Genomic DNA, 19,906 nt, shown 5'->3' with positions numbered 1-19,906 from the left:
TCAAGGCTCCGGTCAGGCATACTCGATACTTAGAACTTCATAGGACCGCACACCGCCGGGGGTGCGTACTTCGACACTGTCGCCTTCTTCCTTGCCGATCAACGCCCGCGCGATGGGTGATTTGATATTCAGTAGGCCGTTTTCGATGTTGGCTTCGTATTCGCCAACAATCTGCCAGGTCTTTTCCTCGTCAGTGTCTTCATCCACCAGGGTGACCTTTGCGCCAAATTTGATCGCGCCGTTCAGCTTGGCGGGGTCGATCACATCAGCCAGCGACAGAATGCCTTCCAGCTCTTTGATGCGCCCTTCGATGAAGCCCTGCTTTTCGCGGGCCGAATGATACTCGGCGTTTTCCTTCAGGTCGCCCAGCTCGCGCGCTGTGGCAATAGCTTCGATGATCGCCGGGCGCTCGACGGACTTGAGGTTTTTGAGCTCCGCCCCAAGCGCGGCATTACCCGCAGGCGTCATTGGAATTTTTTCCATGTTCTTGTCGTCCACGCATAAATTGGTTCGCCCCGCCGCATGAGACACGCGTCGGGGCGATTTGATGGGTCGTCAATTAACTGACCCAAATGAGGCGTGAATTGCAAGGGGGCTCGGTCGCACAACGCGCGGATTACGGCCTATGGTGTTCGGGAAAAGTCTGAATCGCCAATACCCTGCCACGCTCGTGGCTCTCGGGGCATTGGCGATGAAGAATCTATCGGGTGTTTCCCAGAACGCCTTAATCGTAGCTAATCACTTCGAATTCGATGTCATTGTCGTCATTGAAATAGAACCGCCGACCCGGTTCATAATCAGCATGGGACTTGGGCGTAAAACCGGCGTCGATCACCTTCTGCTCGGTCGTGTCGATGTCTTCGACCAGAACGCCCACGTGGTTCAGCCCACCGACGATGTCATAGCTGCTTTCCCCGGACGGTTGTGGATCGCTGGGCGCGTAAAGCGCCAGATAGGTGTGCTTGGAGCCCACGTGAACCGTGTAACCGCCTGCAATTGCCGGGCCTTCCCAGCGTGTTTTCCAACCGAACACCTTGTGCATCCACGCAGCCGAGGCCTGCGGGTCGCGAACGGTGAAGTTGGTGTGTTCAAGTGTCGCCATCATAGGATCTCCTTCGTGTTTTGAGGCTTGTCCCGACTCACCATAATTCCTAAACCTAACTTTAGATCAAGGGATTTTTCAGGAGGATGTGATGGCGGCTTCGGAAGGGTTGGCAATTGGCGCATTGGCCCGGCGCACAGGCTTGGCCGTTTCGGCGATCCGGTACTATGAGGCGCAAGGTCTGATATCGCCCTGGCGCAATGCGGGCGGGCAGCGGCGGTATCAGCGCGCAGATATCAGACGCCTGAGTTTTGTGATGATTGCGCAGCAGTTCGGCCTGACCTTGCCCGAGATCCGCGAGGTCCTGTCTGGCCTGCCTGGAAACCGCACGCCAACACCGCAGGATTGGCAGGACATCAGCAAGGGGCTAAGGGCCCATCTGGACCAGCGAATCGATACCCTGACGCGCTTGCGCGACAATTTGGATGGCTGCATTGGTTGCGGATGTCTAAGCCTGCCGAAATGCGCCCTCTACAACCCGGATGACCGCGCAAAATCCAATGGTAGCGGTCCCAGGTACCTGATGGGGGACTCACCAGAGGCATAACTGCCGCATTGCAGCAAAGTTACGCCGTGTTTTGATTGACCAAGGTGTTTGCGACCATGTAATCAGCCGTGAAACAAAATTGCGCAGAGCATGCAGTGAAAGCGCCAATTCGGAAAGTTAGCTAGGGAGCCCGCGATGGCCGAGATTGAACGCGAAGCGATGGAATACGACGTGGTGATCGTGGGTGCAGGCCCCGCGGGCCTGTCGGCGGCCATCCGTCTGAAACAGCTGGATGCCGACCTGAACGTCGTGGTTCTGGAAAAGGGCTCGGAAGTGGGCGCGCATATCCTGTCGGGCGCGGTTCTGGACCCTTGTGGGCTGGACGCACTGATCCCGGACTGGAAAGAAAAAGGCGCGCCACTGAACGTGCCGGTGCATGAAGACAACTTCTACATGCTGGGCGAGGCGGGCAAGATCCGCATTCCCAATTTCCCGATGCCGCCGCTGATGAACAACCACGGAAATTATATCGTGTCGATGGGCAATGTCTGCCGCTGGATGGCCGAACAGGCGGAAGAACTGGGCGTGGAAATCTTCCCCGGCATGGCGTGTTCCGAACTGGTCTACGGCGACAAAGGCGAAGTCAAAGGCGTCGTCGCCGGTGTCTTCGGTCTGGAGCCTGATGGATCATATGGGCCGCAGACCGAGCCCGGTATGGAGCTGCATGGCAAATACGTCTTCCTGTCGGAAGGTGTGCGCGGTTCGCTGTCCAAGGAAGTGATCGCCAAGTATGACCTCTCTGCTGGTAAAGAGGTGCAGAAATACGGCGTCGGCATGAAAGAGATCTGGGAGATCGACCCGGCCAAGCACAAGGAAGGCTCGGTCACGCACACGATGGGTTGGCCGCTGGGCAGCAACGCGGGCGGCGGGTCGTTCATCTATCACCTTGAAAACAATCAGGTCTATGTCGGTTTCGTGGTTCACCTGAACTACAAGAACCCGCATCTGTATCCGTACATGGAGTTCCAGCGTTTCAAGCATCACCCGATGGTGGCCGAGCTGCTGAAAGGCGGCAAGCGCGTCGCTTACGGTGCCCGTGCAATTACCGAGGGTGGCTATCAGTCGATGCCCAAGCTTGTCGCGCCGGGCGTGGCTCTGTTGGGCTGTTCCGCAGGCATGGTCAACGTGCCGCGCATTAAGGGCAACCACAACGCGATGTTGTCGGGCAAAGCGGCGGCTGAAGCGGCGTTTGATGCCATCAAGACCGAGCGTTCGGGTGATGAACTGACCGCCTATGAAACCGACGTGCGCGAAGGTGCAATCGGCGCAGACCTGAAGAAGGTGCGCAACGTCAAGCCGCTGTGGTCGAAATACGGCCTGACCGCCAGCCTGATGCTGGGCGGCATGGATATGTGGACTAACACGCTGGGCTTTTCGCTGCTGGGCACGCTGGGTCACGGCAAGAACGATGCTGAATCGACCGAAGAGGCCAGCAAGCACAAGCCCATCGATTATCCAAAGCCCGATGGCAAGCTGTCCTTTGACCGTCTGACCAACGTTTCCTTTGCGATGACCAACCACGAGGAAAGCCAGCCTTGCCACCTGAAGCTGGCCGATCCGGAAATCCCGGTCAAAGTAAACTTGCCCAAGTTCGACGAACCGGCGCAGCGCTATTGCCCGGCTGGTGTGTACGAGATGGTCGAGGATGAAGATGGCGCGCGATTCGTCATCAACTTCCAGAACTGCGTCCACTGCAAAACCTGCGACATCAAGGATCCCAGTCAGAACATCACCTGGACCACGCCGCAGGGCGGGGATGGACCGAACTATCCCAACATGTAAGCGAAAACATGGGCAATGGCGGGGTCGTGAAGGCTCTGCCATTGCCTCTTTCCGGTCAAAGCCCTAGCTTGTTGTCCAGTCAACGATAGCAAGGCAGGATTTTGGTGGCTTCCCTCGTTCGTCGCGCGGCATTTGCCGCGCTGTTAACCTCGGCATTTGCATTCCCGGCGCTGTCGGATTCTGGCTCTGGGTCGTATCTGGCCGGACGTCAGGCGATTTATCAAAGCGACTATATTTCTGCCGAGAAATATTATACGCGGGCCCTGCGCGCCGATCCCGAAAATGGCAAACTTCTGGAAAACGTCGTCGTAGCGCGTCTTGCATTGGGCGAGATTGAGCGCGCGCTGCCGGTTGCGCAGTCAATTGAGGCGCTCGAACTACCAAGTCAGGCGGCAAAGATGGTCATTATGGCCAACCTGATCGACGACGGAAAGCTCGATGAGTTGCTTGCACGTGATCCTGAAACCCAAGGCGTTGGGCCATTAGTAGATGGCTTGGTTCTGGGTTGGGTCTATGTGGCGCAAGGTGCCATGACCAAAGCGATGGAAAAGTTCGACGAAGTTGGCACCCAAGAGGGGCTTCTGGAATTCGCGCTTTACCACAAGGCGTTGGCGCTGGCGTCCATTGGTGACTTCGAAGGGGCCGAAGAGATTTTTGCGGCAAACAACGGAGCGGTGTCGCGGTTCTCGCGCCGGGCGGCCTTGGCCCGGACCGAAGTATTGTCGCAGCTGGACCGCAACGAAGACGCCCTGCAATATCTGAAAGACGTTTTCGCGGCGGGCAGCGACCCATCCATCGAAGGTTACGTGGCGCGTTTGAAGGCGGGTGAAACGTTGCCATTTACACACATACAGTCGGCGCAGGACGGTATGGCTGAAGTGTTCTTTTCTGTCGGTGCCGCGCTCAGCAGCGAGGCGTCACAGGACTATGTACTTCTCTATGCCCGGATTGCCGCGTTTCTGAGCCCGGACCACGTGGACGCAATCCTACTAAGCGCCGAGTTGCTGGATGCACTGGAACAATATGACCTGGCCGTCGAAGCCTATCGTATGGTGCCGTCCACCAGCAGCGATTACCACGCGGCCGAGTTGGGCCGGGCCGAGGTTCTGAGCCGATCGGGAAAAACGGATGCAGCCGCCGAAGTTCTGCAGAACCTCGCGGCGCAAAGCCCCAGCCTGCCCAGTGTGCATGTAGCCCTGGCTGATCTGCAACGGCGGCAAGAAAACTATGTCGATGCCGTTGGGACCTATGACACTGCTATCGAACTGACCGAGCAGGGTGTCAGCGGCAACTGGTTTTTGTATTACGCCCGCGGTATCTCGCATGAGCGTCTCAAGCACTGGGAAGCGGCTGAGGCCGATTTCCGTCGCGCGCTGGAACTGAACCCTGATCAACCACAAGTTCTGAACTATTTGGGCTACTCGCTGGTCGAACGGCAGGAAAAGCTGGACGAAGCACTGAACATGATCGAACGCGCTGTCGCGGCGCGCCCTGACAGCGGCTATATTGTCGACAGTCTTGGCTGGGTTCTGTTCCGACTGGGCCGCTATGACGAAGCCGTCGCGCATATGGAGCGCGCGGTCGAACTGATGCCGGTTGATCCTGTGGTAAATGACCACCTTGGCGATGTCTATTGGGCCGTGGGCCGCGCGCGCGAAGCTGAATTTCAGTGGAAGCGTGCTCTGTCCTTTGTTGATCCCGACGACACGGATGGTGAGGCCGACCCCGAGCGCATTCGTCGTAAGATTGAGGTGGGCCTGGACGCGGTCTTGGCCGAAGAAGGCGCCGATCCATTGAAAGTCGCCAATGGCAATTGAGGGTTTCGCGCCCGCCAAGATCAACCTGACCCTGCATGTGACCGGCCGACGCGATGATGGATATCATCTGCTGGACTCTCTCGTAGTGTTTGCAGATGTCGGGGATAAGCTGGAATTCACGCTGGGGTCAGAGCTGTCGATGTCAGTGGCCGGTGAACACGCCAAGGGCGTTCCGGCGGACGACCGAAATCTAGTCTGGAAAGCCGCCGCCGCCGCTGGATGGACCGGGCATATCAACCTGAACAAAGCGCTGCCCCACGGTGGTGGCATTGGCGGCGGATCATCCGACGCCGCGGCGACATTGCGCATGATTGCAGATCAGGGTGTGGCTATCCCTAGCGAAACTGCCCTGACCCTTGGTGCGGATGTGCCGGTTTGCATGATGGCAAGGGCCACCCGGATGCGGGGCATCGGCGAGCGGTTGCAGCCGGTCTCATTGCCGCAATTGCCCGCGCTTTTGGTCAATCCTGGTGTCGAAGTCCCAACTGGCGCCGTATTCTCTGCCTTGCAGAGCCGCGACAACCCGCCAATGCCTGATGATATCCCGGTCTTTGAAACGCCCAAGGCATGCGCGGATTGGGTGCAGGAACAACGCAATGACTTGGAGCCACCGACAAAGGGCATCGCACCCGAGGTTGCCCGGGTGCTGGATGATCTGTCGGATACGAAAGATGTTCTGCTGGCTCGGATGTCAGGTTCGGGTTCGACCTGTTTTGCGCTCTACCCAACCATGAAAGCCGCCCATTTCGCAGCTTACGAGATTGGCGCGGCGCACCCCGATTGGTGGTGCCGCGCCACGCAGCTTAATTGAGGCGCGAAACCACGTAGTCAGCCAGATCGCGCAGCAACGACCGGATCTCGTGATCCGGCAGCGCATCCAGCGCGGTCTTGGCTTTGGTGGCCCACCCAAACGCATCCGACCGTGTGGCGTCCAGCGTGCCGTATTTGTTCATCAGGCTCAGCGCATGGTCCAGATCGCCGTCTTCCTGACGGCCTCGACCAATTGTACGCTCCCAAAAGGCGTGCTCTTCCGGGGTGGCCTGTGCGATAGCCTTGATGACGGGCAAGGTCAGTTTGCGCTCGCGGAAGTCGTCGCCGACATTCTTTCCGGTCGCCTTGCTGTCCCCCTGATAATCCAGCAGGTCATCGGCAATTTGGAACGCAATCCCCAGCGCATCGCCGTATTCGTATAGCGCTTTAACCTGATCCTCAGTCGCGCCAGCAATCACGCCGCCCACCTCGGTTGCGGCGGAAAACAGCGCGGCGGTCTTGCCGCGAACGACCTGCAAATAGATTGCCTCGGTAGTGCCCAGATCGGTGGCAGCGGTCATCTGCAACACTTCGCCCTCGGCGATGGTGGCAGAGGCATTGGCCAGAATGTCCAGCACCCGCAGCGATCCGGTCTCAACCATCAGTTGGAAACTGCGGGAAAACAGGTAGTCGCCGACAAGAACGCTGGATTTATTGTCCCACAACAAGTTCGCCGTGGGGCGGCCACGCCGCTGTGCGCTTTCATCAACGACATCGTCGTGCAACAGGGTTGCGGTGTGGATGAATTCAACCGTCGCGGCCAGTCGCACGTGATGATCACCCGAATAGTCAAACATCCGGGCCGCCGCCAGCGTCAGCATTGGGCGCAGACGCTTGCCGCCTGCTTCAACCAGATGCGCAGTTACTTCCGGGATGCGCGGTGCGTGTTCCGAGGCCATGCGCGTGCGGATCAACTGGTTTACGGCATCCATTTCGCCGTCCAGAATCTCGGCCAGTCGCTCATGCGGTTTCGAGATCGTGTCGATGTTCATCACTCTCCTGATACAAGGCTCGACTTCCGCCTTGCCTTGCCCTTACATCCATCCCCATGAAAGAACTTTTGCGCAGCACCGATCCGACGATTCTGGCCTTTGCTTCCGCCCTTCTTGAGGGCGAGGATATAGACTGCTTTCAGATGGACGTAAATATGAGCATCCTCGAAGGAGGCATAGGAATCTTTCCGCGCCGCCTGATGGTGCGGGCCGATGACCTGACCCGCGCAGAACGGGTCATGCGTGACAACGAAATCCCGCTTGGCAGATGAGCCTGTTTTCCGACAGTGAATTGACCCAAAACGACTTTTTGGGCGGACGTATGCGTCTGTTGCAGCCGCGCGCAGGATATCGCGCGGGGGTTGACCCGGTTTTGCTGGCAGCGGTCGTCCCGGCGACACGTGGTCACACCGTGTTGGAACTGGGCTGTGGCGCGGGTGCCGCGATCCTGTGCCTGCTGGCCCGCGTGCCGGGTCTGCAGGCCGTTGGGGTCGAGTTACAGGCAAGCTATGCAGAATTGGCACGCCGAAACGCCGCGAAAAATGACGCGCCGCTGGAGGTAGTCGAGGCCGATATCAGTGCATTGCCGGCTACGCTCAAACAGCGGCAATTCGATCATGTACTCGCAAACCCGCCTTATTACCGTTCTGGCGCGCATAGCCCGGCCGATGACACGGGGCGTAGTATTGCGTTGGGCGAGCAAACGCCTTTGGAGACATGGATTGACTGCGCGGCCAAGCGCCTCGCGCCTCGCGGGTACTTGCATATGATCCAGAAAGCCAACCGTCTTCCCGACATATTGATGGCATGCGAAGGGCGGTTGGGATCGGTTGAAGTCCTGCCACTGGCCGCCAGAGCCGGTCGCAAGGCAGAATTGGTAATTTTACGAGCCAGAAAGGGCGGCCGCGCCGATTTTCAGCTGCGTGCGCCAGTCGTTTTACACGACGGGGATCGGCACGAACATGATGGGGAAAGCTATACGCCAAAGGTCTCAGACGTGTTGCGCAAAGGGGCCTCGCTGCCGGGGTTTTCTGATCAATAGGCATTAACCAGCCGAATTTGTCGGATTTATTACAGATTCTGTGCGTCTGCGGCGTGACAGGCTGGAAACGATGTGGTCAACTTCTTACGTGAACCTGAGACACCAACGAAGGAGTATCGCCATGAGCGTGAGCGCACATCTGACCGAACTGAAGAAAAAGCACGAAACTCTCGGTCTTGAAGTTGAACAAGCCCAACGCGCGCCAGGTATCGATGATCTCCATATCGCTCAACTCAAAAAACAAAAACTAAGGCTAAAAGAAGAGATCGAACGCCTGTCAGCCTAGGTTTTCATACTCGCCCGCGCGGCAATGGCCGCGCCGCCAGTAATCAATAGGGCCGCGATCGCCAGACCCCAGGACGGGGCGGCGATCCCGGCCACAACCAAAGCTAGCGTAGACAACAAGGGTGCCGCGTACGACGCCGTCCCCAAGAGCTGTATGTCGCCTTGCTTGACCCCGATATCCCAGACATAGAACGCCAACCCCACCGGCCCCAGGCCCAGTGCGATCACGGACGTCCAGCTAAAGGCACTGTCAGGCCAGACGGTATCTTCGACAGCAAGGTGCAGCAAACTGGATGCTATGGCGGTCGCAATACAGAAAACGGCGACAGAGCTAGTTGGCGTATCGCCCAGCCGACGCGACAGGACCGAGTATCCAGACCACGTCAACGCGCATAACAAGGCCAAGGCGTAGCCGGGCAGGTGGTCGGTCTGAAACCCTGTGCTGCCGCCTCCGGCGATGATCACGGCAGCCCCTGCAAACCCCAGACATGCGCCGAACAAATGTCCGATGCGCAGGTGTTCGCCCGGCAAAAGCCCGGAAAACAACACGATGAGCAACGGCCAGAGATATGCGATCAGACCAGCCTCGGCCGCCGGGGCCATGCGAAGGGCCGAGAAATATAGCGCGTGATAGCCGAACAACCCGATTGTGCCGAACAGATAGGTAGTCCACGGCACGTCCCGCAATTGCCGCAACCCACCGCTGCGCCAAGTCCAGATCAGGCCAAGTGTTCCACCAATCGAAAAGCAGATTGCATTCAGCAACAGTGGCGGCGTGGGGGATGACCCGACGGTGAACAAGGCCAGCAGCGACCACAGCAAGACGGCGGCAAACCCGATGGCTGTAGCGCGCGATTTGGTCATAGGCTTTGAACCTCTTGGACCGGGATGATGTTGAATTCGTCCGAGATATGCGCGGTCTTTTCGATCTCGGCCATGAACCAGTCGCGGAAGGCGGCGATTTGGGGCCTATTTTCTGCACCTGGCAAGCACAGAAACCGAAACCGGCCTTGTGTTTCGATAGCCGTTTTGAACGGAGCAACAAGACGTCCCTCGGTAAGGTCCTTCAAGATCATAGCCCGGCGACCCAGTACCACGCCAACGCCCGCAACCGCTGCATCAATTGCGTGGTCTGCGTTCGAAAAATGCGCGCCATGCGTTGGGGCATATTCCACTCCGACCGCGCGGAACCAGGTCGGCCAATCGCTGGGCGGTTGTAGGAACGCAATCGAATCGTCAAAGATCAATGGTGCGTCCCGCAGGCTGTCGGGGGTGGGGAATTGCTCGGCCAGATCTGGTGTCATCACCGGTGTCAGCCATTCCTTGCGAACTTGCAGGGAATACAATCCTTCATCCCCCCCGTAACCAAATCGAATGGCCACATCCACGTCATCACGTTCAAGATCCATAATCCGCAACGTTGCCGAGAATTTCAGGTCAATCTCGGGATGCGCCCGTGCAAATTCATACAGGCGCGGTGCCAGCCATTTGGCTGTCAGCGCCGGGCCTGCTGTCACGGTCAGCGAGGTATCGTTGCCCTGTCGGCGCGCAGCTTGCCATGCCGTCTGCAGTGCGGCGAATCCTTCGGCCGCGCCGGGGGCAAGGGCGCGTCCGGCCTCGGTCAACTCAACCGCGCGGTTCAAGCGGTGAAACAAGGGCCGGCCCAGATGTTCCTCCAGTGACTTGATCTGGAAAGACAGGGCTGCCGGGGTCACGCGCAACTCCTCTGCGGCTTTGGCAAAGGACATGTGGCGTGCTGCTGCGTCGAAGGCACGCAGGGCAGTTAGCGGGGGAAGGTAATCGCTCATCAATACGCAAGAATATCTTAACTGAAACCCAAAGAAAGCTCGTTTGTCGCCTTTCTTGATAAGGCGCATATTGGGTTCAAGTCAAACATAGCTGAACTGAAAGGATGACTGCCATGATCGAAATGACGACCAACCCCGCAGCTGCCCGCGCCTTTCAGCGGGCCCATGCTGAACGTGGCAAGATGATCAAACACGCCCTTATGTGGCTATTCGGTTCCCGCTGAGCGCAGCGCGCGCGTTCTTACGGGATAATTTTAGGCTCTGGCGTTGTCTAACAACGCCGGGGCCTAATTGCTTTTTTAACCAATACTCTTAAATTCGCTAAGTGTTGTTGTTTAAAGTAAAGGCGGGTTAAAATCTTCGGTTTCCCCGGCCTTTCCCCGGCGTTTCAGAGCAAACCATCAATCGCGTTCATCGCCTGAGCGCGGTCATCGTCGTCCGGCTTTTGGTAGCTCATCGTTTGTTCCGGCGATGCGTGACCCATAATGCCTTGAAGCACACGAATTTCGGTTCCGTTGCGCAGCATCATTGTGGCGAAGAAATTGCGCATCCCGTGCGCCGGACTAAAAGCTTGTGGTAACCCCAAGTTCCGCTTAACCCGGCGACCCGCATCTGAAACCGCACCCATTGACCGTGGACCACCGTTCTTGCCGGGGAACACGAAGTCACTGCTCCCGGCTTTCAGTTTCGCCCTGCGCAGCACCTGGACAGCGTCAGAGACAAGCGGAACGGTACGTTCGCTTGTACGCGTCTTGGGCGGTCCTAACACCCACTCTCCGGCCTTGTCCCGCGTTAGGTTCCGGCGCACATGTAGTTGCTTGCCTTCAAGGTCAACACAGTCCCAGAGCAGACCACCCGCTTCACCCCGGCGCAACCCAGTCAAGGCGCACAACCGATACAGCAACCCGTGTTCAGTGAGGTCGAGGGCGTCCAGAAACCGGCGCACATCCACCAGCGGTGGCACCACTCGTTCGCCGTGTCGTGAGGTCTTTGGCAACCGAGCAGCAGAACAGGGGTTGTAGATGATCTTACGCGCCTTCACAGCGTCATTCAGGGCCGAACTGATGATGGCCTTATAGTTGACAAGCGAACCGGCACTGACACCGCGTTCCCGCATTGCGGCCAACCAGTATTCAATTTCGTCCACCGAAAGCTTGGCAAGTGGGACCGCACCAATATGTGCGTTCGCGTCGTCAATAACCGACTGATATCCGACTGCTGTGCTCGGCCGGACCAAGTTCATGCGTTCCCGGTAATCGACCCAGGAGCTAAGATATGCGGCCAGCGATCCCTTGCCGAAGGTTCCGCCAACCAATTCCCGTTTGGCAGCTTCGGCCTTTGCCTCGGCGTAGGTCTTGAACGTGGCTGAAGGCGCGTGAATCCGTTCGCCGTTCGGGGTCGTGCGTTCAGATTTTACCCGCCAGCGCGGTTCGCCTTTCTTGGTGTAGACCTTATTGATGCTAGCCATCTCGGTTCCTCCTGTACTGGGCGCCAGACTTACAACTGGGGCCGCACCAAGCAGCCGAAGACCGCTTGGGGACGATGCGCCGTTCGCAGTACCCGCAGCGAATGATGCTCTTGCCTTCAATGATTGTGTGAACCCCCGACACCGCGACCGCCGTTAGTGGGTCGCGCGCATTGGGGAAGAAGTTGTGCTTGGCCGTGAAGTCCCAGATCAGGTGTGGGCCGAGTATTTCAGCCACTTTCCCCATCCTGGCTGCGTTTGGGACCGGGCGTAGAGGCGCGTTAGAGGCGTTCTCGTTGCCCTCGCCGGTTACATAGGCCAGCTTTAGTAACTTACACGCCTCTACAACGCTCTCCAGCGGCCCGAGGTCCGTTGCCCCGGTCAATTCGGCCAGTGCTGCGGCCAACGCACCCATCTGCGCTTCGGTCCGGGGCACGTATTCCGCAATCAGGTAATGCACAGCCCTGAACCGCAGTTCGTTGTCCTGTGCGTCCGCCATCTCGCGGAGCAAGGCCTGTTGTCGTTTTTCGATCATCTGTAATCCTGCCTGTACGCTAAGTTACGTCTTTTTAGTATAAGGGTTTACCGAAGAAGTAAAGTTATATATCCTCAATATACTCTAAACTACGTTTTCAATGGAATACAATATGTCTGATATTGAACCAAACAAGCAGTATACACTGCCCGAGGTGGCTGAGATATTGCAGATCAACATACAAACCATTCAAGCGAAGGTTCGGCACAAAGCCATCCCTCACCAGCAATACGGTCCACGAACCCGGCGCATCCTGGGGTCTGACCTGATTGACTACATCAACCAGTCGAAGGTTGAGGTGGTCGGGAAGGGTGCCGCATGAAGCCAATGACACTGCGAGACGAAGAACTGATCGGTGCGATCAAACACGCTGCGGAGAACGGCTATGGCGTGAAGGTTGAAAACGCGGCGGAACTGCGCACAGCCAGGAACATCGTGAAAGCCTTAAACGCCGATGTGCGGCTGTTGATCTACAATCCGGCCACCGAAGCTTATGACAACGCCGAACCCAAAACCTAGCCCAGCAAGGTATATCGCGTTAAGGTTGTGATGTCAGAAACTGATTGATCCCCGGATCTGTGACGACCGGGGATCAATGCAACAAGAGGCAACAAGAAACAGAAAATGCCCCAAGCTTACACGAAATATACCCCTGATAAGCGTCTGTTAAAAGGCGAATATTTGGCGTGTGTTTTGCGCACGAACACAGCTTACTACAGAGCTACAGGATTAAAGAAAAGAACCCACGACCGGATGAGCAGTCGTGGGCCAAATTTTTCCGTAGTTCTGTGGCGGCGTAAAGCCGACCGCAACGGTACCAACCACGGCTTTACAACCCTGAGTTTAGCTGCGAGGACCCAGCGAGTAAAGCCCCTAGCCAAAATAGATAGGGGACAAAATGCCTACATTTACGCAAGCCTTGGCACTCGCAGACCAAGGAAAAGAAACCACAATCCGGTGTATTGGTCCTGGCCACACAGACCACAATCCGTCGCTGCTGGTTCGTCCCGGCGACCAACCCGGCACCTACCACCTGTGCTGTCTGGCTCTACGCTGTAGCAAGTCCGACCTAGAGACCGCCGCAAACGAGCTTGTAGAAAACGTTGCTTGGGCTGACAAACCAAGCCAGCGCGACAAACCAAAGCGAATACCAGAAGTCCCCGTGTCGTTCGGCCTACCTAAACAAGCAGATAAAGCAGACAAAATCCACGAAATACGCAACGGCGAAAACGCCCTGCTGGCTGTTGTTCTGCGTTGGGGGTCTGGGCAAGACAAAGTGGTTAAGCCCTATTATTTCGGCAAGGACGAAAACGGCCAGCGGTGGGTGCCCGGTTGGCCTAGCGGCGAACAACGACCGCTGTATGGCCTAGACAGAATAGAGAAACGCACCCCAGACATACCCGTGGCGCTGCACGAAGGCGAAGACGCGGCTGACGCCGGCAATATCGCAACGCAAGACGAAACCCACCCTTGGCACAAACAACTGCGGCGTATGGCCCACGCTTCGGTTATGGCTGGCGCAGGACCACAGCAAACGGACCTTCGGCCTTTGCGCGGTCGCACCGTTTACATATTCCGCGACAAGGACAAGCCTGGATTAGAGAAAGCTGTGCGGCTGGCCGACGCTTTAGAAGGAATTGCTGCTGCGGTTTACATATCGGACCCGTCCTACTTCGACCAGTTACGTAACCCGAAGAAACACGACGGGTCTGGGTGGGATTTAGCAGACGGGACGTTTGGTGTGCGGGGTGTGGACTTTATGTCGAAGTTTCGGCTGCGCACGTTTCCGTATGATCGGATTGTAACCACTGGGCCGCAAGGAGGAGAACGAGTGTCGTATTTCTTCCGTCCACACTACGCAGAACTGTTCGTCCACTTTAAGAACCGCAAAACCGTGTGCGAACTGCGCAAGCTCGACCCTGACGAAGAAGTAACTTCTGGCACGTTTACCAGCTACTACCACCACCCGTTTGCCCCAAGTAAGAACGCATACGAACAGGTGGTCGCGTCGCCTCACACAGAAATCGTGTACGACTATGGCACCGACCCCAAGTCTACCGTTTGGCGCGCTGTTCTACGATGGTGGCCGCAGATACGCCAACCTGTTCCGTGGCCCAGACTTCGACCCGGTAGAAGGCGACATTGCTCCCTTCCTGGCCTTCGCCGAACACCTATTCCCAGACCCACGCGAACGGAATATCGCTCTTGCTTGGTTCGCTGTGGTCGCTGGAAACCGGACGCGAGACCGAGGGTTCCTGTGGGCTATCTGCGCGATATCGCATGAGACCGGGACAGGCAAAACTACCTTCGGCGAACTGCTGTCGGAACTGGTTGGTCGGGACAACGCGGACGAGATAACACCCCAGTTGTTTAGCAGCGACAGGTTTAACGAATGGTACCGAGGCAAGCGAATAATTGTAGTGGAAGAAGCCCGAGAGAGCGGCAAAAGTCCGTGGGGGTTTACCGAAGCCCTGAAGCCGTACATTACCAACGAGTTTGTGTCGATCGCGGAACGTTACCGGGGCAAGGCCACAACCCGCAATATCGGCTATTGGTATCTGTCCTCTAACCACGATAGCGCCATTAACATCGACGACACCGACCGCCGTTACTTTGTGCCGCGCGTTACCGAAACCAAAATGTCCGCGGACCAGATATCGGGGTTGCGCAACTGGTTCTATAAGAAAGGCGGCAAGCAAGCCGTGCTACATTGGGCGCTGGCCGAAGCACCCCGGATAATGTCCCTGATTGGGACGCCAGAAGGCATTGAAAAAGGCTACACGGTCGAAGCACCGATTACCGACCGCAAACTTGACCTACAGGAAGACAACCTTTCAGAAGCTGCGCAATACGTACAAGAACACCTCGGCACCTTCGCCAAAACCCTTGTGCTGTCGTCGCAGGACGTGCGCGAATTTATCAAGACTGCGGTAAAGGACCGGCAAATAGACAAGCCGAAAGGCCGCCCGGACCTCGTCGCCAAACACGTGCTGACTGCTCTTGGTTTCCGAAAGGTGTGGGACCGCCGACGGTCGCTGTTCCAAGGCTCCGGCGTTCAGACGAAATTGGGATTTTATTCCCAACACGATTTCGGCAAGGAACCAAATTCCGAGTTGGTGCGTAAGAACTTCTTGCCGCTGTCCGCGCACTGGTCGTCTTTACTTGGTATCGCACCCTTCGACCCACGCGGAAGCACAATGGGTATCGCTGCTGATAATGCGGGTCGTATCTACCGGGTCGTATCCGACCTGCAGGATGACGAACCAGTGGACCGCAAGCACCTGCGTGTCGTACAGAAACCAACCGGACAATAGAAAACTCCCTTGCGGGTCGTATCCCGGGTCGTAGATACGACCTTAGCAATTCCACGTAGTAACAGCGGGTTACACAGCATCGGGTCGTACGGGTCGTATCTTTTCTCTTATTGCGAAGAAATTAAGAATAAGGAGGGAAGAATGGAGAATAGGGAAAAACCAAAACAATTGCACTCCGTACGACCTGACGACCCGCACCAAACTCCGTTGTGCGGCCTAAACCGTGTTCGGTGCGTCGCCCAGAGCGTACAGAAGCAGGATGGCCAGAAGGGGTGATCCGACGATGCTGATGCCGACCCAGATCCACGGGTTGCGATTTCGGTTCTTGGCCATATTCCACGGCACGACGAAATACAGCCACAGCAGCGCGACCATCGCCAGAACGTACAGCACGAGTATGAATATGTCTTCCATGCGCACAGCGTAACATTGCAGGTATGTTGCTGGCTACTTTCTCTTAAGGTGTAACCGGGCCGACAAAACTAACAATTCTAATCGCTCCACCGCAGATAACTTCGATGTTTTCAGTGTGCCCATCAGACCAATAACTGCGAGCAAGTTCATCCCATTTCGTCGGCCCTGCCTCAAAATCTATCAGTTCATAATTGGTTTTGTGAACCAAAGCACTTTGATCGACTAATTCTACTTCATAGATCAAATTCGTCGCACGACCGTGGATTTCGGCAAACCTGCGAGCATCTGCTTCGCTTTCGCAGCAAAATACACAGTCTTGTCTGCTCGGTTTGCCACTAAACTCTTTTGCCCTCACAGTTTCATAGGCCAATTCCATATCAGCCTTTCTCCGATCTATTTCCAAATTGGACCGAATGCGCCAAAAGTTCCCGGGTAGTATCACGCTCCCTACGCCTAAAGGTATTGGCGCGATGTGATAGAATGTTGAATGCATTGTATTATTCATCTCGGTATTTGAACTGTTCATTTTGGGAAGTGCAGACAAACACGACTGACAGCAGGTAGCAACGAGATTTGTTGCTGGCTAGGCCTTGCACGACTCCAAGAACAAAACTAGAACATCTGTATGAGACGCTGGCCAATGACTATTCCTTATGACTTGAGGTGTAAGCTTGAATCTGCGCGCCAGATGCGTTGTACGCGCGGTCCACAGGACGATTGGTTGGTCGTCCTGGAGTGGTTGGACGCCCACGGTGTTGCCCCACCAGACCATCCGTTGCCGACTGAGCCGGAGCAAGTTGGAAATATCGGACAATAGCGCGAAAATTTCTTTAGTCACACAACCAAAGATTTTGTTTCAGGTTCTTGCTCGAGCTATTCAGAGGAATTAATGCATCATGTTGAGCGGCTTAGCTGCGCCCTTGGACAACACAGGCAGAACCAAAGGAACACTGTATTGGAAGACCCCGTCAAAAAACTGGAAGAAAAAGTCGAGGCATTGGCCGCGAAAATCCAGACATACGAAATTTATAGCAAAATCATTGGTGTAGTTGCCATTATCTTCGGCCTGAGTGGTGCATGGGGTTACAAGGTTCTGGACACTACCAAGAAAGAACTGGAAAGGGCTGAGAAGGACCTGGGGGTCGTCATAAGTCAAACAAATGTTTTGAAAAAAACGATCGAAAACGCGGGTGCAGCCTTTGGTGAAGCCCTCATTGCAGCCAAAGCAAGCGTAAGAAACGAAGTGGCCCTGGCGGTAGAAAATGTGTCAACTGACTTCGTTACAACCGTTGTGAAATCAACAATAGGCAACGGTGTGGAGATCGTCCGAACGTCCGCCTTGGAAATTGTGGACTCGAACAACGAAAGTGTTGGCGGGTTTGCCGCCGGCAAAGACCCCGCGTTGTCGACCATTTGGCTTGGACCTAGCAGCGGAGAATTTGGGACGTGGATTTATGCAAATCGCGACGGAACTTCATCCATTCAAGCCAATTCCGATAAAATCCCTTTCTATAGGATCGGGTCAGACATAAACGGCAATGGATTTGCCCTCTTTTCCGGCAAGCGAGGCGCATCATCTCTATTTGTCGGTCACAATATCGCTGAAAACGTCGAAGTTTCAGCGAAAGTGAACGACGTTTTTCAGTTCTCTTTAACTTCGGATCGCTTCAACGGTGGGAAATTCCATCTTAGATCCCAAGACAATGATGTCATTGTCGAAGCCGGAAGGTTTACGGACACAAAGAATGGTTTTGTCTCGGTTTATGGACCACCAGAACTGCGTGGTTTGTTAGTGCCAAACCGATGAGACTGACCAACTATTAAAAAACAGAGGTGTGGCGCGGTGCGCCCACCTACTACGAAGTTGAATTTCGCCTTATTTATAGTGCCCTATACATCCAGAAGTTGTAACCACTATCCTTTAGCTCCACCCAAAGCATAAAGGACTTGATATGACCGAGTATCTCCCGGCTCCTGCCGACTCGCCCGAACGCGAAGCAACGAAATGGGCTGCGGTGGTGCACAGTCGTCCTATTGGGTATTTTACGGTGCTGCACGTCGACCTGATACGCATATACGTCAGCGCCGTGTGCACCCTGCTCGACCTTCGGAAACTGGAGCAACGGAAGATTGATGAACAGGGAGACGACTGGTTCCTAACTGAAGAGGCGGACCTTGTGGGTTTGCGTCGGATTTCCTTGGCCGGGGTGATCGAACAATACACCCATCTGCTTGGCCTAAGCCCTGCGTTGGGTACAAGCCTGCTTGATTACAATAAGCTGAGGCGTGACTTCACCTCAGAGCATACCAGTCCTGAACCTATCAACTAACTGCAGGACGGGAGCCGCAGCAACTGCCCGCAGGGGGCAGACCAAGATTTAAACGAGCCGGAGTTTTTAGCCCACTAGGATGCCTCCGGTAAAACTGTCATTACGCAGCTTTTTCACAACAGTGGTTTAGCTAAGGGAACCTGTGGGTTGCCCTTTTGCCAAATAAGCCAATTTTCGGGGGTAAGCTGAGTGGAAATTGAAGCAAAATGCCATTTACACCCGAAAAATTGGACGAGATACAACGCCGTATTAACTTGGCGCTCGCATCAACCTTGTTGAATGAGTGGGAGCGAGACTTTCTTAGGGGCATCAAGAGTAAGCTTGATCGCCACGGCACTGGAACAAACCTAACCAAGAAGCAATACAGTCAACTTCTGAAAATTACGACAAAGCAAACGCGTATGAAATCACGCAGCGTCCGTCAGCCAAATTCCCCAGCCAGGCTCAAAACAAGCCGAAGAGCCTTCGCCAAGAACCGCAAACGTCACAAAGCAAAGGGTAACAAACTGCTATCTTTGATCATTGCTTTGGGTGTTGCCATATTTTTGGTTTTCCAGGCTGTTGAACGGTTTCCGGAATATCTGGGTACTGTTGTTGCCTTGACTAGTACCCAAGAGCTCAGGGGTCGCGTGACCCGCGTCCGAGATGGTGACACTATAGAGGTTGCAGGTGTTCCTATTCGCTTCGGCTCGCTTGACTGCGCAGAGCGGGGAACGACGAAGGGCCGTCAGGCAACTGGGCGGATGCAAACCCTAGTCACGGACCAGAATCTGACCTGTTACCTTAATGGGCGAACTAGCTATGACCGTAAGATCGGCAGTTGCCGTTTGGAAGACGGCCGGGACCTGGGCGGGATAATGATAAGCGAAGGCGTTTGCCGAAGGTTTTGGTGACAACCATCAAACGAGCTTTACCAGTTCGTACTGATAGGGAGCACTTCCAACCTTCCGTAATGGGGTCAAAATCAAGATATAATTTCCATCTCAGATTTAGCCGACGCTCGCTGAACAGTTTCTGGTTTGGAAAGATGCGCAACAAAGCCGTTGAACATGGAAACGCCAAAGGCAGAAGGCGCGAAAACCTCCAAATATCGTAGCGCTTTCTGCCTCTGGCCACGGTGTTGTTTTAGACAACCTCGCCCCGTGATGTCCGTCCGGTTAAGCGGGCGACAACAATCCGCTCCGCAGATAGCCGAAGTGGCTTTGTCAAACCACTTCGGCGTTTAGCTTTAGACAAACGTGAATTGATCCTCGCTTAGTGAAGAGACTAAGATACCGTCAAGTTCAACAGACCCGTTGTCCCACTCGATCCGAGAACCGGATCCGGTATCAACAAAGTCCAGGTCAAAATAGGTGTTCCCTGCAAACTCGATTTTGTCCGCACCCAGTTCTAAATCCGTAATACGATCGTTTCCTTCGGCGACAAGTGAGTTGAAGACGAACACGTCATCTCCGCCTCCACCAGTCAGAACATCGTTTCCGGTCCCACCGGAAATGACATCGTTTGAAGCAAACCCGATGATCGCGTCGTCCCCTGCGCCACCTTGTAGCGCTTTTCCACGGATATCATTCAGGCCGAGCACCGTACCATCGGCAAACTCGATCTCTTCCATATCATAGGTGCTGCTTCGGAAGTGATCCGTGACCGTCACGGTTTCGCCGTT

The 19,906-nt window shown here is 55.6% G+C and carries 23 protein-coding genes; 13 read left to right on the top strand and 10 right to left on the bottom strand.

Annotation, left to right across the window (positions count from 1 at the left end; genetic code table 11):
• Positions 1 to 12: 12 nt before the first annotated feature.
• Together greA and AC2FLJ_RS20050 are read right to left on the bottom strand one after the other, a co-directional pair.
• A complete protein-coding gene (gene greA / locus AC2FLJ_RS20055; protein WP_058278909.1) occupies positions 13 to 483 on the bottom strand; it encodes a transcription elongation factor GreA in 471 nt (156 codons plus the stop codon).
• Positions 484 to 724: 241 nt separating this feature from the next.
• Complete coding sequence (locus AC2FLJ_RS20050) at positions 725 to 1,105, bottom strand: VOC family protein (protein WP_058273569.1); 381 nt, start codon at positions 1,103 to 1,105, stop codon at positions 725 to 727.
• An 88-nt stretch (positions 1,106 to 1,193) separates the two neighbouring features.
• Here AC2FLJ_RS20050 and soxR point away from each other — a divergent pair, with 88 nt between their 5' ends.
• From soxR to AC2FLJ_RS20030, 4 genes are all read left to right on the top strand, one after another.
• Positions 1,194 to 1,649: a redox-sensitive transcriptional activator SoxR gene (soxR, locus tag AC2FLJ_RS20045; RefSeq protein WP_058278822.1), complete on the top strand. Its 456-nt coding sequence runs from the start codon at positions 1,194 to 1,196 to the stop codon at positions 1,647 to 1,649.
• Positions 1,650 to 1,784: 135 nt separating this feature from the next.
• Positions 1,785 to 3,431 carry an electron transfer flavoprotein-ubiquinone oxidoreductase gene (locus AC2FLJ_RS20040; RefSeq protein ID WP_496698722.1) on the top strand — a complete coding sequence of 549 codons (1,647 nt, stop codon included), beginning with the start codon at positions 1,785 to 1,787 and terminating at the stop codon, positions 3,429 to 3,431.
• A gap of 104 nt (positions 3,432 to 3,535) precedes the next feature.
• Positions 3,536 to 5,248 carry a tetratricopeptide repeat protein gene (locus AC2FLJ_RS20035; protein ID WP_496698724.1) on the top strand — a complete coding sequence of 571 codons (1,713 nt, stop codon included), beginning with the start codon at positions 3,536 to 3,538 and terminating at the stop codon, positions 5,246 to 5,248.
• Positions 5,238 to 6,059, top strand: a complete 822-nt coding sequence (locus AC2FLJ_RS20030) for a 4-(cytidine 5'-diphospho)-2-C-methyl-D-erythritol kinase (protein ID WP_496707316.1) — start codon at positions 5,238 to 5,240, stop codon at positions 6,057 to 6,059. The genes AC2FLJ_RS20035 and AC2FLJ_RS20030 overlap by 11 nt, the downstream gene beginning before the upstream one ends.
• Here AC2FLJ_RS20030 and AC2FLJ_RS20025 read toward each other — a convergent pair.
• Complete coding sequence (locus tag AC2FLJ_RS20025) at positions 6,052 to 7,050, bottom strand: polyprenyl synthetase family protein (RefSeq protein WP_496707314.1); 999 nt, start codon at positions 7,048 to 7,050, stop codon at positions 6,052 to 6,054. The two genes, AC2FLJ_RS20030 and AC2FLJ_RS20025, sit on opposite strands and share 8 nt — an antisense overlap.
• A 56-nt stretch (positions 7,051 to 7,106) precedes the next feature.
• Here AC2FLJ_RS20025 and AC2FLJ_RS20020 point away from each other — a divergent pair, with 56 nt between their 5' ends.
• The 3 genes from AC2FLJ_RS20020 to AC2FLJ_RS20010 all read left to right on the top strand — a co-directional run bounded on the left by AC2FLJ_RS20020 (position 7,107) and on the right by AC2FLJ_RS20010 (position 8,378).
• On the top strand, positions 7,107 to 7,322 hold the full coding sequence (locus tag AC2FLJ_RS20020) for a putative signal transducing protein (protein ID WP_037316655.1): 216 nt from the start codon (positions 7,107 to 7,109) through the stop codon (positions 7,320 to 7,322).
• Positions 7,319 to 8,092: a tRNA1(Val) (adenine(37)-N6)-methyltransferase gene (locus AC2FLJ_RS20015; protein WP_496707312.1), complete on the top strand. Its 774-nt coding sequence runs from the start codon at positions 7,319 to 7,321 to the stop codon at positions 8,090 to 8,092. The genes AC2FLJ_RS20020 and AC2FLJ_RS20015 overlap by 4 nt, the downstream gene beginning before the upstream one ends.
• Positions 8,093 to 8,213: 121 nt before the next feature.
• Positions 8,214 to 8,378, top strand: coding sequence for a YdcH family protein (locus AC2FLJ_RS20010; protein WP_082649277.1), 165 nt, complete (start codon positions 8,214 to 8,216; stop codon positions 8,376 to 8,378).
• Here the strand turns inward: AC2FLJ_RS20010 and yddG are convergent.
• The 4 genes from yddG to AC2FLJ_RS19990 all read right to left on the bottom strand — a co-directional run bounded on the left by yddG (position 8,375) and on the right by AC2FLJ_RS19990 (position 12,185).
• Positions 8,375 to 9,241 carry an aromatic amino acid exporter YddG gene (yddG, locus tag AC2FLJ_RS20005; protein ID WP_058273561.1) on the bottom strand — a complete coding sequence of 289 codons (867 nt, stop codon included), beginning with the start codon at positions 9,239 to 9,241 and terminating at the stop codon, positions 8,375 to 8,377. The two genes, AC2FLJ_RS20010 and yddG, sit on opposite strands and share 4 nt — an antisense overlap.
• A complete protein-coding gene (locus AC2FLJ_RS20000) occupies positions 9,238 to 10,185 on the bottom strand; it encodes a transcriptional regulator GcvA (protein ID WP_496707309.1) in 948 nt (315 codons plus the stop codon). Before AC2FLJ_RS20000 ends, yddG begins: the two co-directional genes overlap by 4 nt.
• Positions 10,186 to 10,573: 388 nt before the next feature.
• Positions 10,574 to 11,653, bottom strand: coding sequence for a tyrosine-type recombinase/integrase (locus AC2FLJ_RS19995; RefSeq protein ID WP_496707307.1), 1,080 nt, complete (start codon positions 11,651 to 11,653; stop codon positions 10,574 to 10,576).
• Positions 11,646 to 12,185 (bottom strand): hypothetical protein, encoded by a 540-nt coding sequence (locus AC2FLJ_RS19990; protein WP_496707305.1) that lies wholly within the window; start codon positions 12,183 to 12,185, stop codon positions 11,646 to 11,648. Before AC2FLJ_RS19990 ends, AC2FLJ_RS19995 begins: the two co-directional genes overlap by 8 nt.
• Before the next feature lie 112 nt (positions 12,186 to 12,297).
• Here AC2FLJ_RS19990 and AC2FLJ_RS19985 point away from each other — a divergent pair, with 112 nt between their 5' ends.
• The 3 genes from AC2FLJ_RS19985 (at position 12,298) to AC2FLJ_RS19975 (ending at position 15,499) form a co-directional block, all read left to right on the top strand.
• Positions 12,298 to 12,507, top strand: a complete 210-nt coding sequence (locus AC2FLJ_RS19985; RefSeq protein ID WP_170469047.1) for a helix-turn-helix domain-containing protein — start codon at positions 12,298 to 12,300, stop codon at positions 12,505 to 12,507.
• Positions 12,504 to 12,704: a hypothetical protein gene (locus AC2FLJ_RS19980; RefSeq protein ID WP_496707304.1), complete on the top strand. Its 201-nt coding sequence runs from the start codon at positions 12,504 to 12,506 to the stop codon at positions 12,702 to 12,704. The genes AC2FLJ_RS19985 and AC2FLJ_RS19980 overlap by 4 nt, the downstream gene beginning before the upstream one ends.
• A gap of 1,517 nt (positions 12,705 to 14,221) precedes the next feature.
• Entirely contained in the window at positions 14,222 to 15,499 is a 1,278-nt protein-coding gene (locus AC2FLJ_RS19975) for a DUF5906 domain-containing protein (RefSeq protein ID WP_496707302.1), read from the top strand.
• A gap of 216 nt (positions 15,500 to 15,715) precedes the next feature.
• Here the strand turns inward: AC2FLJ_RS19975 and AC2FLJ_RS19970 are convergent, their stop codons facing one another.
• A complete protein-coding gene (locus AC2FLJ_RS19970; protein ID WP_170469038.1) occupies positions 15,716 to 15,913 on the bottom strand; it encodes a hypothetical protein in 198 nt (65 codons plus the stop codon).
• A gap of 43 nt (positions 15,914 to 15,956) precedes the next feature.
• Positions 15,957 to 16,289: a DUF2441 domain-containing protein gene (locus AC2FLJ_RS19965; protein WP_496707300.1), complete on the bottom strand. Its 333-nt coding sequence runs from the start codon at positions 16,287 to 16,289 to the stop codon at positions 15,957 to 15,959.
• A gap of 579 nt (positions 16,290 to 16,868) precedes the next feature.
• On the opposite strand from AC2FLJ_RS19965, the gene AC2FLJ_RS19960 reads away from it, so the two are divergent.
• From AC2FLJ_RS19960 to AC2FLJ_RS19950, 3 genes are all read left to right on the top strand, one after another.
• Positions 16,869 to 17,720 (top strand): hypothetical protein, encoded by an 852-nt coding sequence (locus tag AC2FLJ_RS19960; RefSeq protein WP_496707299.1) that lies wholly within the window; start codon positions 16,869 to 16,871, stop codon positions 17,718 to 17,720.
• A gap of 145 nt (positions 17,721 to 17,865) precedes the next feature.
• Positions 17,866 to 18,243 (top strand): hypothetical protein, encoded by a 378-nt coding sequence (locus AC2FLJ_RS19955; RefSeq protein WP_496707297.1) that lies wholly within the window; start codon positions 17,866 to 17,868, stop codon positions 18,241 to 18,243.
• Between the two features lie 206 nt (positions 18,244 to 18,449).
• On the top strand, positions 18,450 to 19,136 hold the full coding sequence (locus tag AC2FLJ_RS19950) for a thermonuclease family protein (RefSeq protein ID WP_496707295.1): 687 nt from the start codon (positions 18,450 to 18,452) through the stop codon (positions 19,134 to 19,136).
• 335 nt (positions 19,137 to 19,471) lie between these two features.
• Here the strand turns inward: AC2FLJ_RS19950 and AC2FLJ_RS19945 are convergent.
• Positions 19,472 to 19,906, bottom strand: a 435-nt coding sequence (locus AC2FLJ_RS19945) for a calcium-binding protein (RefSeq protein WP_496707293.1), incomplete at its 5' end; no start/stop codon positions are given.

The sequence above is a fragment of the Ruegeria sp. CDSA034 genome (genome assembly GCF_059612275.1).
Note: the sequence above shows the minus strand (reverse complement) of the source record. Positions and strands in the feature narration are given on the sequence as shown.

Excerpts from the sequence above, each read along its gene's own strand:
- greA (WP_058278909.1), bottom strand. The coding sequence starts at position 483 with ATGGAAAAAATTCCAATGACGCCTGCGGGTAATGCCGCGCTTGGGGCG.
- AC2FLJ_RS20050 (WP_058273569.1), bottom strand. The coding sequence starts at position 1,105 with ATGATGGCGACACTTGAACACACCAACTTCACCGTTCGCGACCCGCAG.
- soxR (WP_058278822.1), top strand. The coding sequence starts at position 1,194 with ATGGCGGCTTCGGAAGGGTTGGCAATTGGCGCATTGGCCCGGCGCACA.
- AC2FLJ_RS20040 (WP_496698722.1), top strand. The coding sequence starts at position 1,785 with ATGGCCGAGATTGAACGCGAAGCGATGGAATACGACGTGGTGATCGTG.
- AC2FLJ_RS20030 (WP_496707316.1), top strand. The coding sequence starts at position 5,238 with ATGGCAATTGAGGGTTTCGCGCCCGCCAAGATCAACCTGACCCTGCAT.
- AC2FLJ_RS20025 (WP_496707314.1), bottom strand. The coding sequence starts at position 7,050 with ATGAACATCGACACGATCTCGAAACCGCATGAGCGACTGGCCGAGATT.
- AC2FLJ_RS20020 (WP_037316655.1), top strand. The coding sequence starts at position 7,107 with ATGAAAGAACTTTTGCGCAGCACCGATCCGACGATTCTGGCCTTTGCT.
- AC2FLJ_RS20015 (WP_496707312.1), top strand. The coding sequence starts at position 7,319 with ATGAGCCTGTTTTCCGACAGTGAATTGACCCAAAACGACTTTTTGGGC.
- AC2FLJ_RS20010 (WP_082649277.1), top strand. The coding sequence starts at position 8,214 with ATGAGCGTGAGCGCACATCTGACCGAACTGAAGAAAAAGCACGAAACT.
- yddG (WP_058273561.1), bottom strand. The coding sequence starts at position 9,241 with ATGACCAAATCGCGCGCTACAGCCATCGGGTTTGCCGCCGTCTTGCTG.
- AC2FLJ_RS20000 (WP_496707309.1), bottom strand. The coding sequence starts at position 10,185 with ATGAGCGATTACCTTCCCCCGCTAACTGCCCTGCGTGCCTTCGACGCA.
- AC2FLJ_RS19995 (WP_496707307.1), bottom strand. The coding sequence starts at position 11,653 with ATGGCTAGCATCAATAAGGTCTACACCAAGAAAGGCGAACCGCGCTGG.
- AC2FLJ_RS19990 (WP_496707305.1), bottom strand. The coding sequence starts at position 12,185 with ATGATCGAAAAACGACAACAGGCCTTGCTCCGCGAGATGGCGGACGCA.
- AC2FLJ_RS19985 (WP_170469047.1), top strand. The coding sequence starts at position 12,298 with ATGTCTGATATTGAACCAAACAAGCAGTATACACTGCCCGAGGTGGCT.
- AC2FLJ_RS19980 (WP_496707304.1), top strand. The coding sequence starts at position 12,504 with ATGAAGCCAATGACACTGCGAGACGAAGAACTGATCGGTGCGATCAAA.
- AC2FLJ_RS19975 (WP_496707302.1), top strand. The coding sequence starts at position 14,222 with ATGGCACCGACCCCAAGTCTACCGTTTGGCGCGCTGTTCTACGATGGT.
- AC2FLJ_RS19970 (WP_170469038.1), bottom strand. The coding sequence starts at position 15,913 with ATGGAAGACATATTCATACTCGTGCTGTACGTTCTGGCGATGGTCGCG.
- AC2FLJ_RS19965 (WP_496707300.1), bottom strand. The coding sequence starts at position 16,289 with ATGGAATTGGCCTATGAAACTGTGAGGGCAAAAGAGTTTAGTGGCAAA.
- AC2FLJ_RS19955 (WP_496707297.1), top strand. The coding sequence starts at position 17,866 with ATGACCGAGTATCTCCCGGCTCCTGCCGACTCGCCCGAACGCGAAGCA.
- AC2FLJ_RS19950 (WP_496707295.1), top strand. The coding sequence starts at position 18,450 with ATGCCATTTACACCCGAAAAATTGGACGAGATACAACGCCGTATTAAC.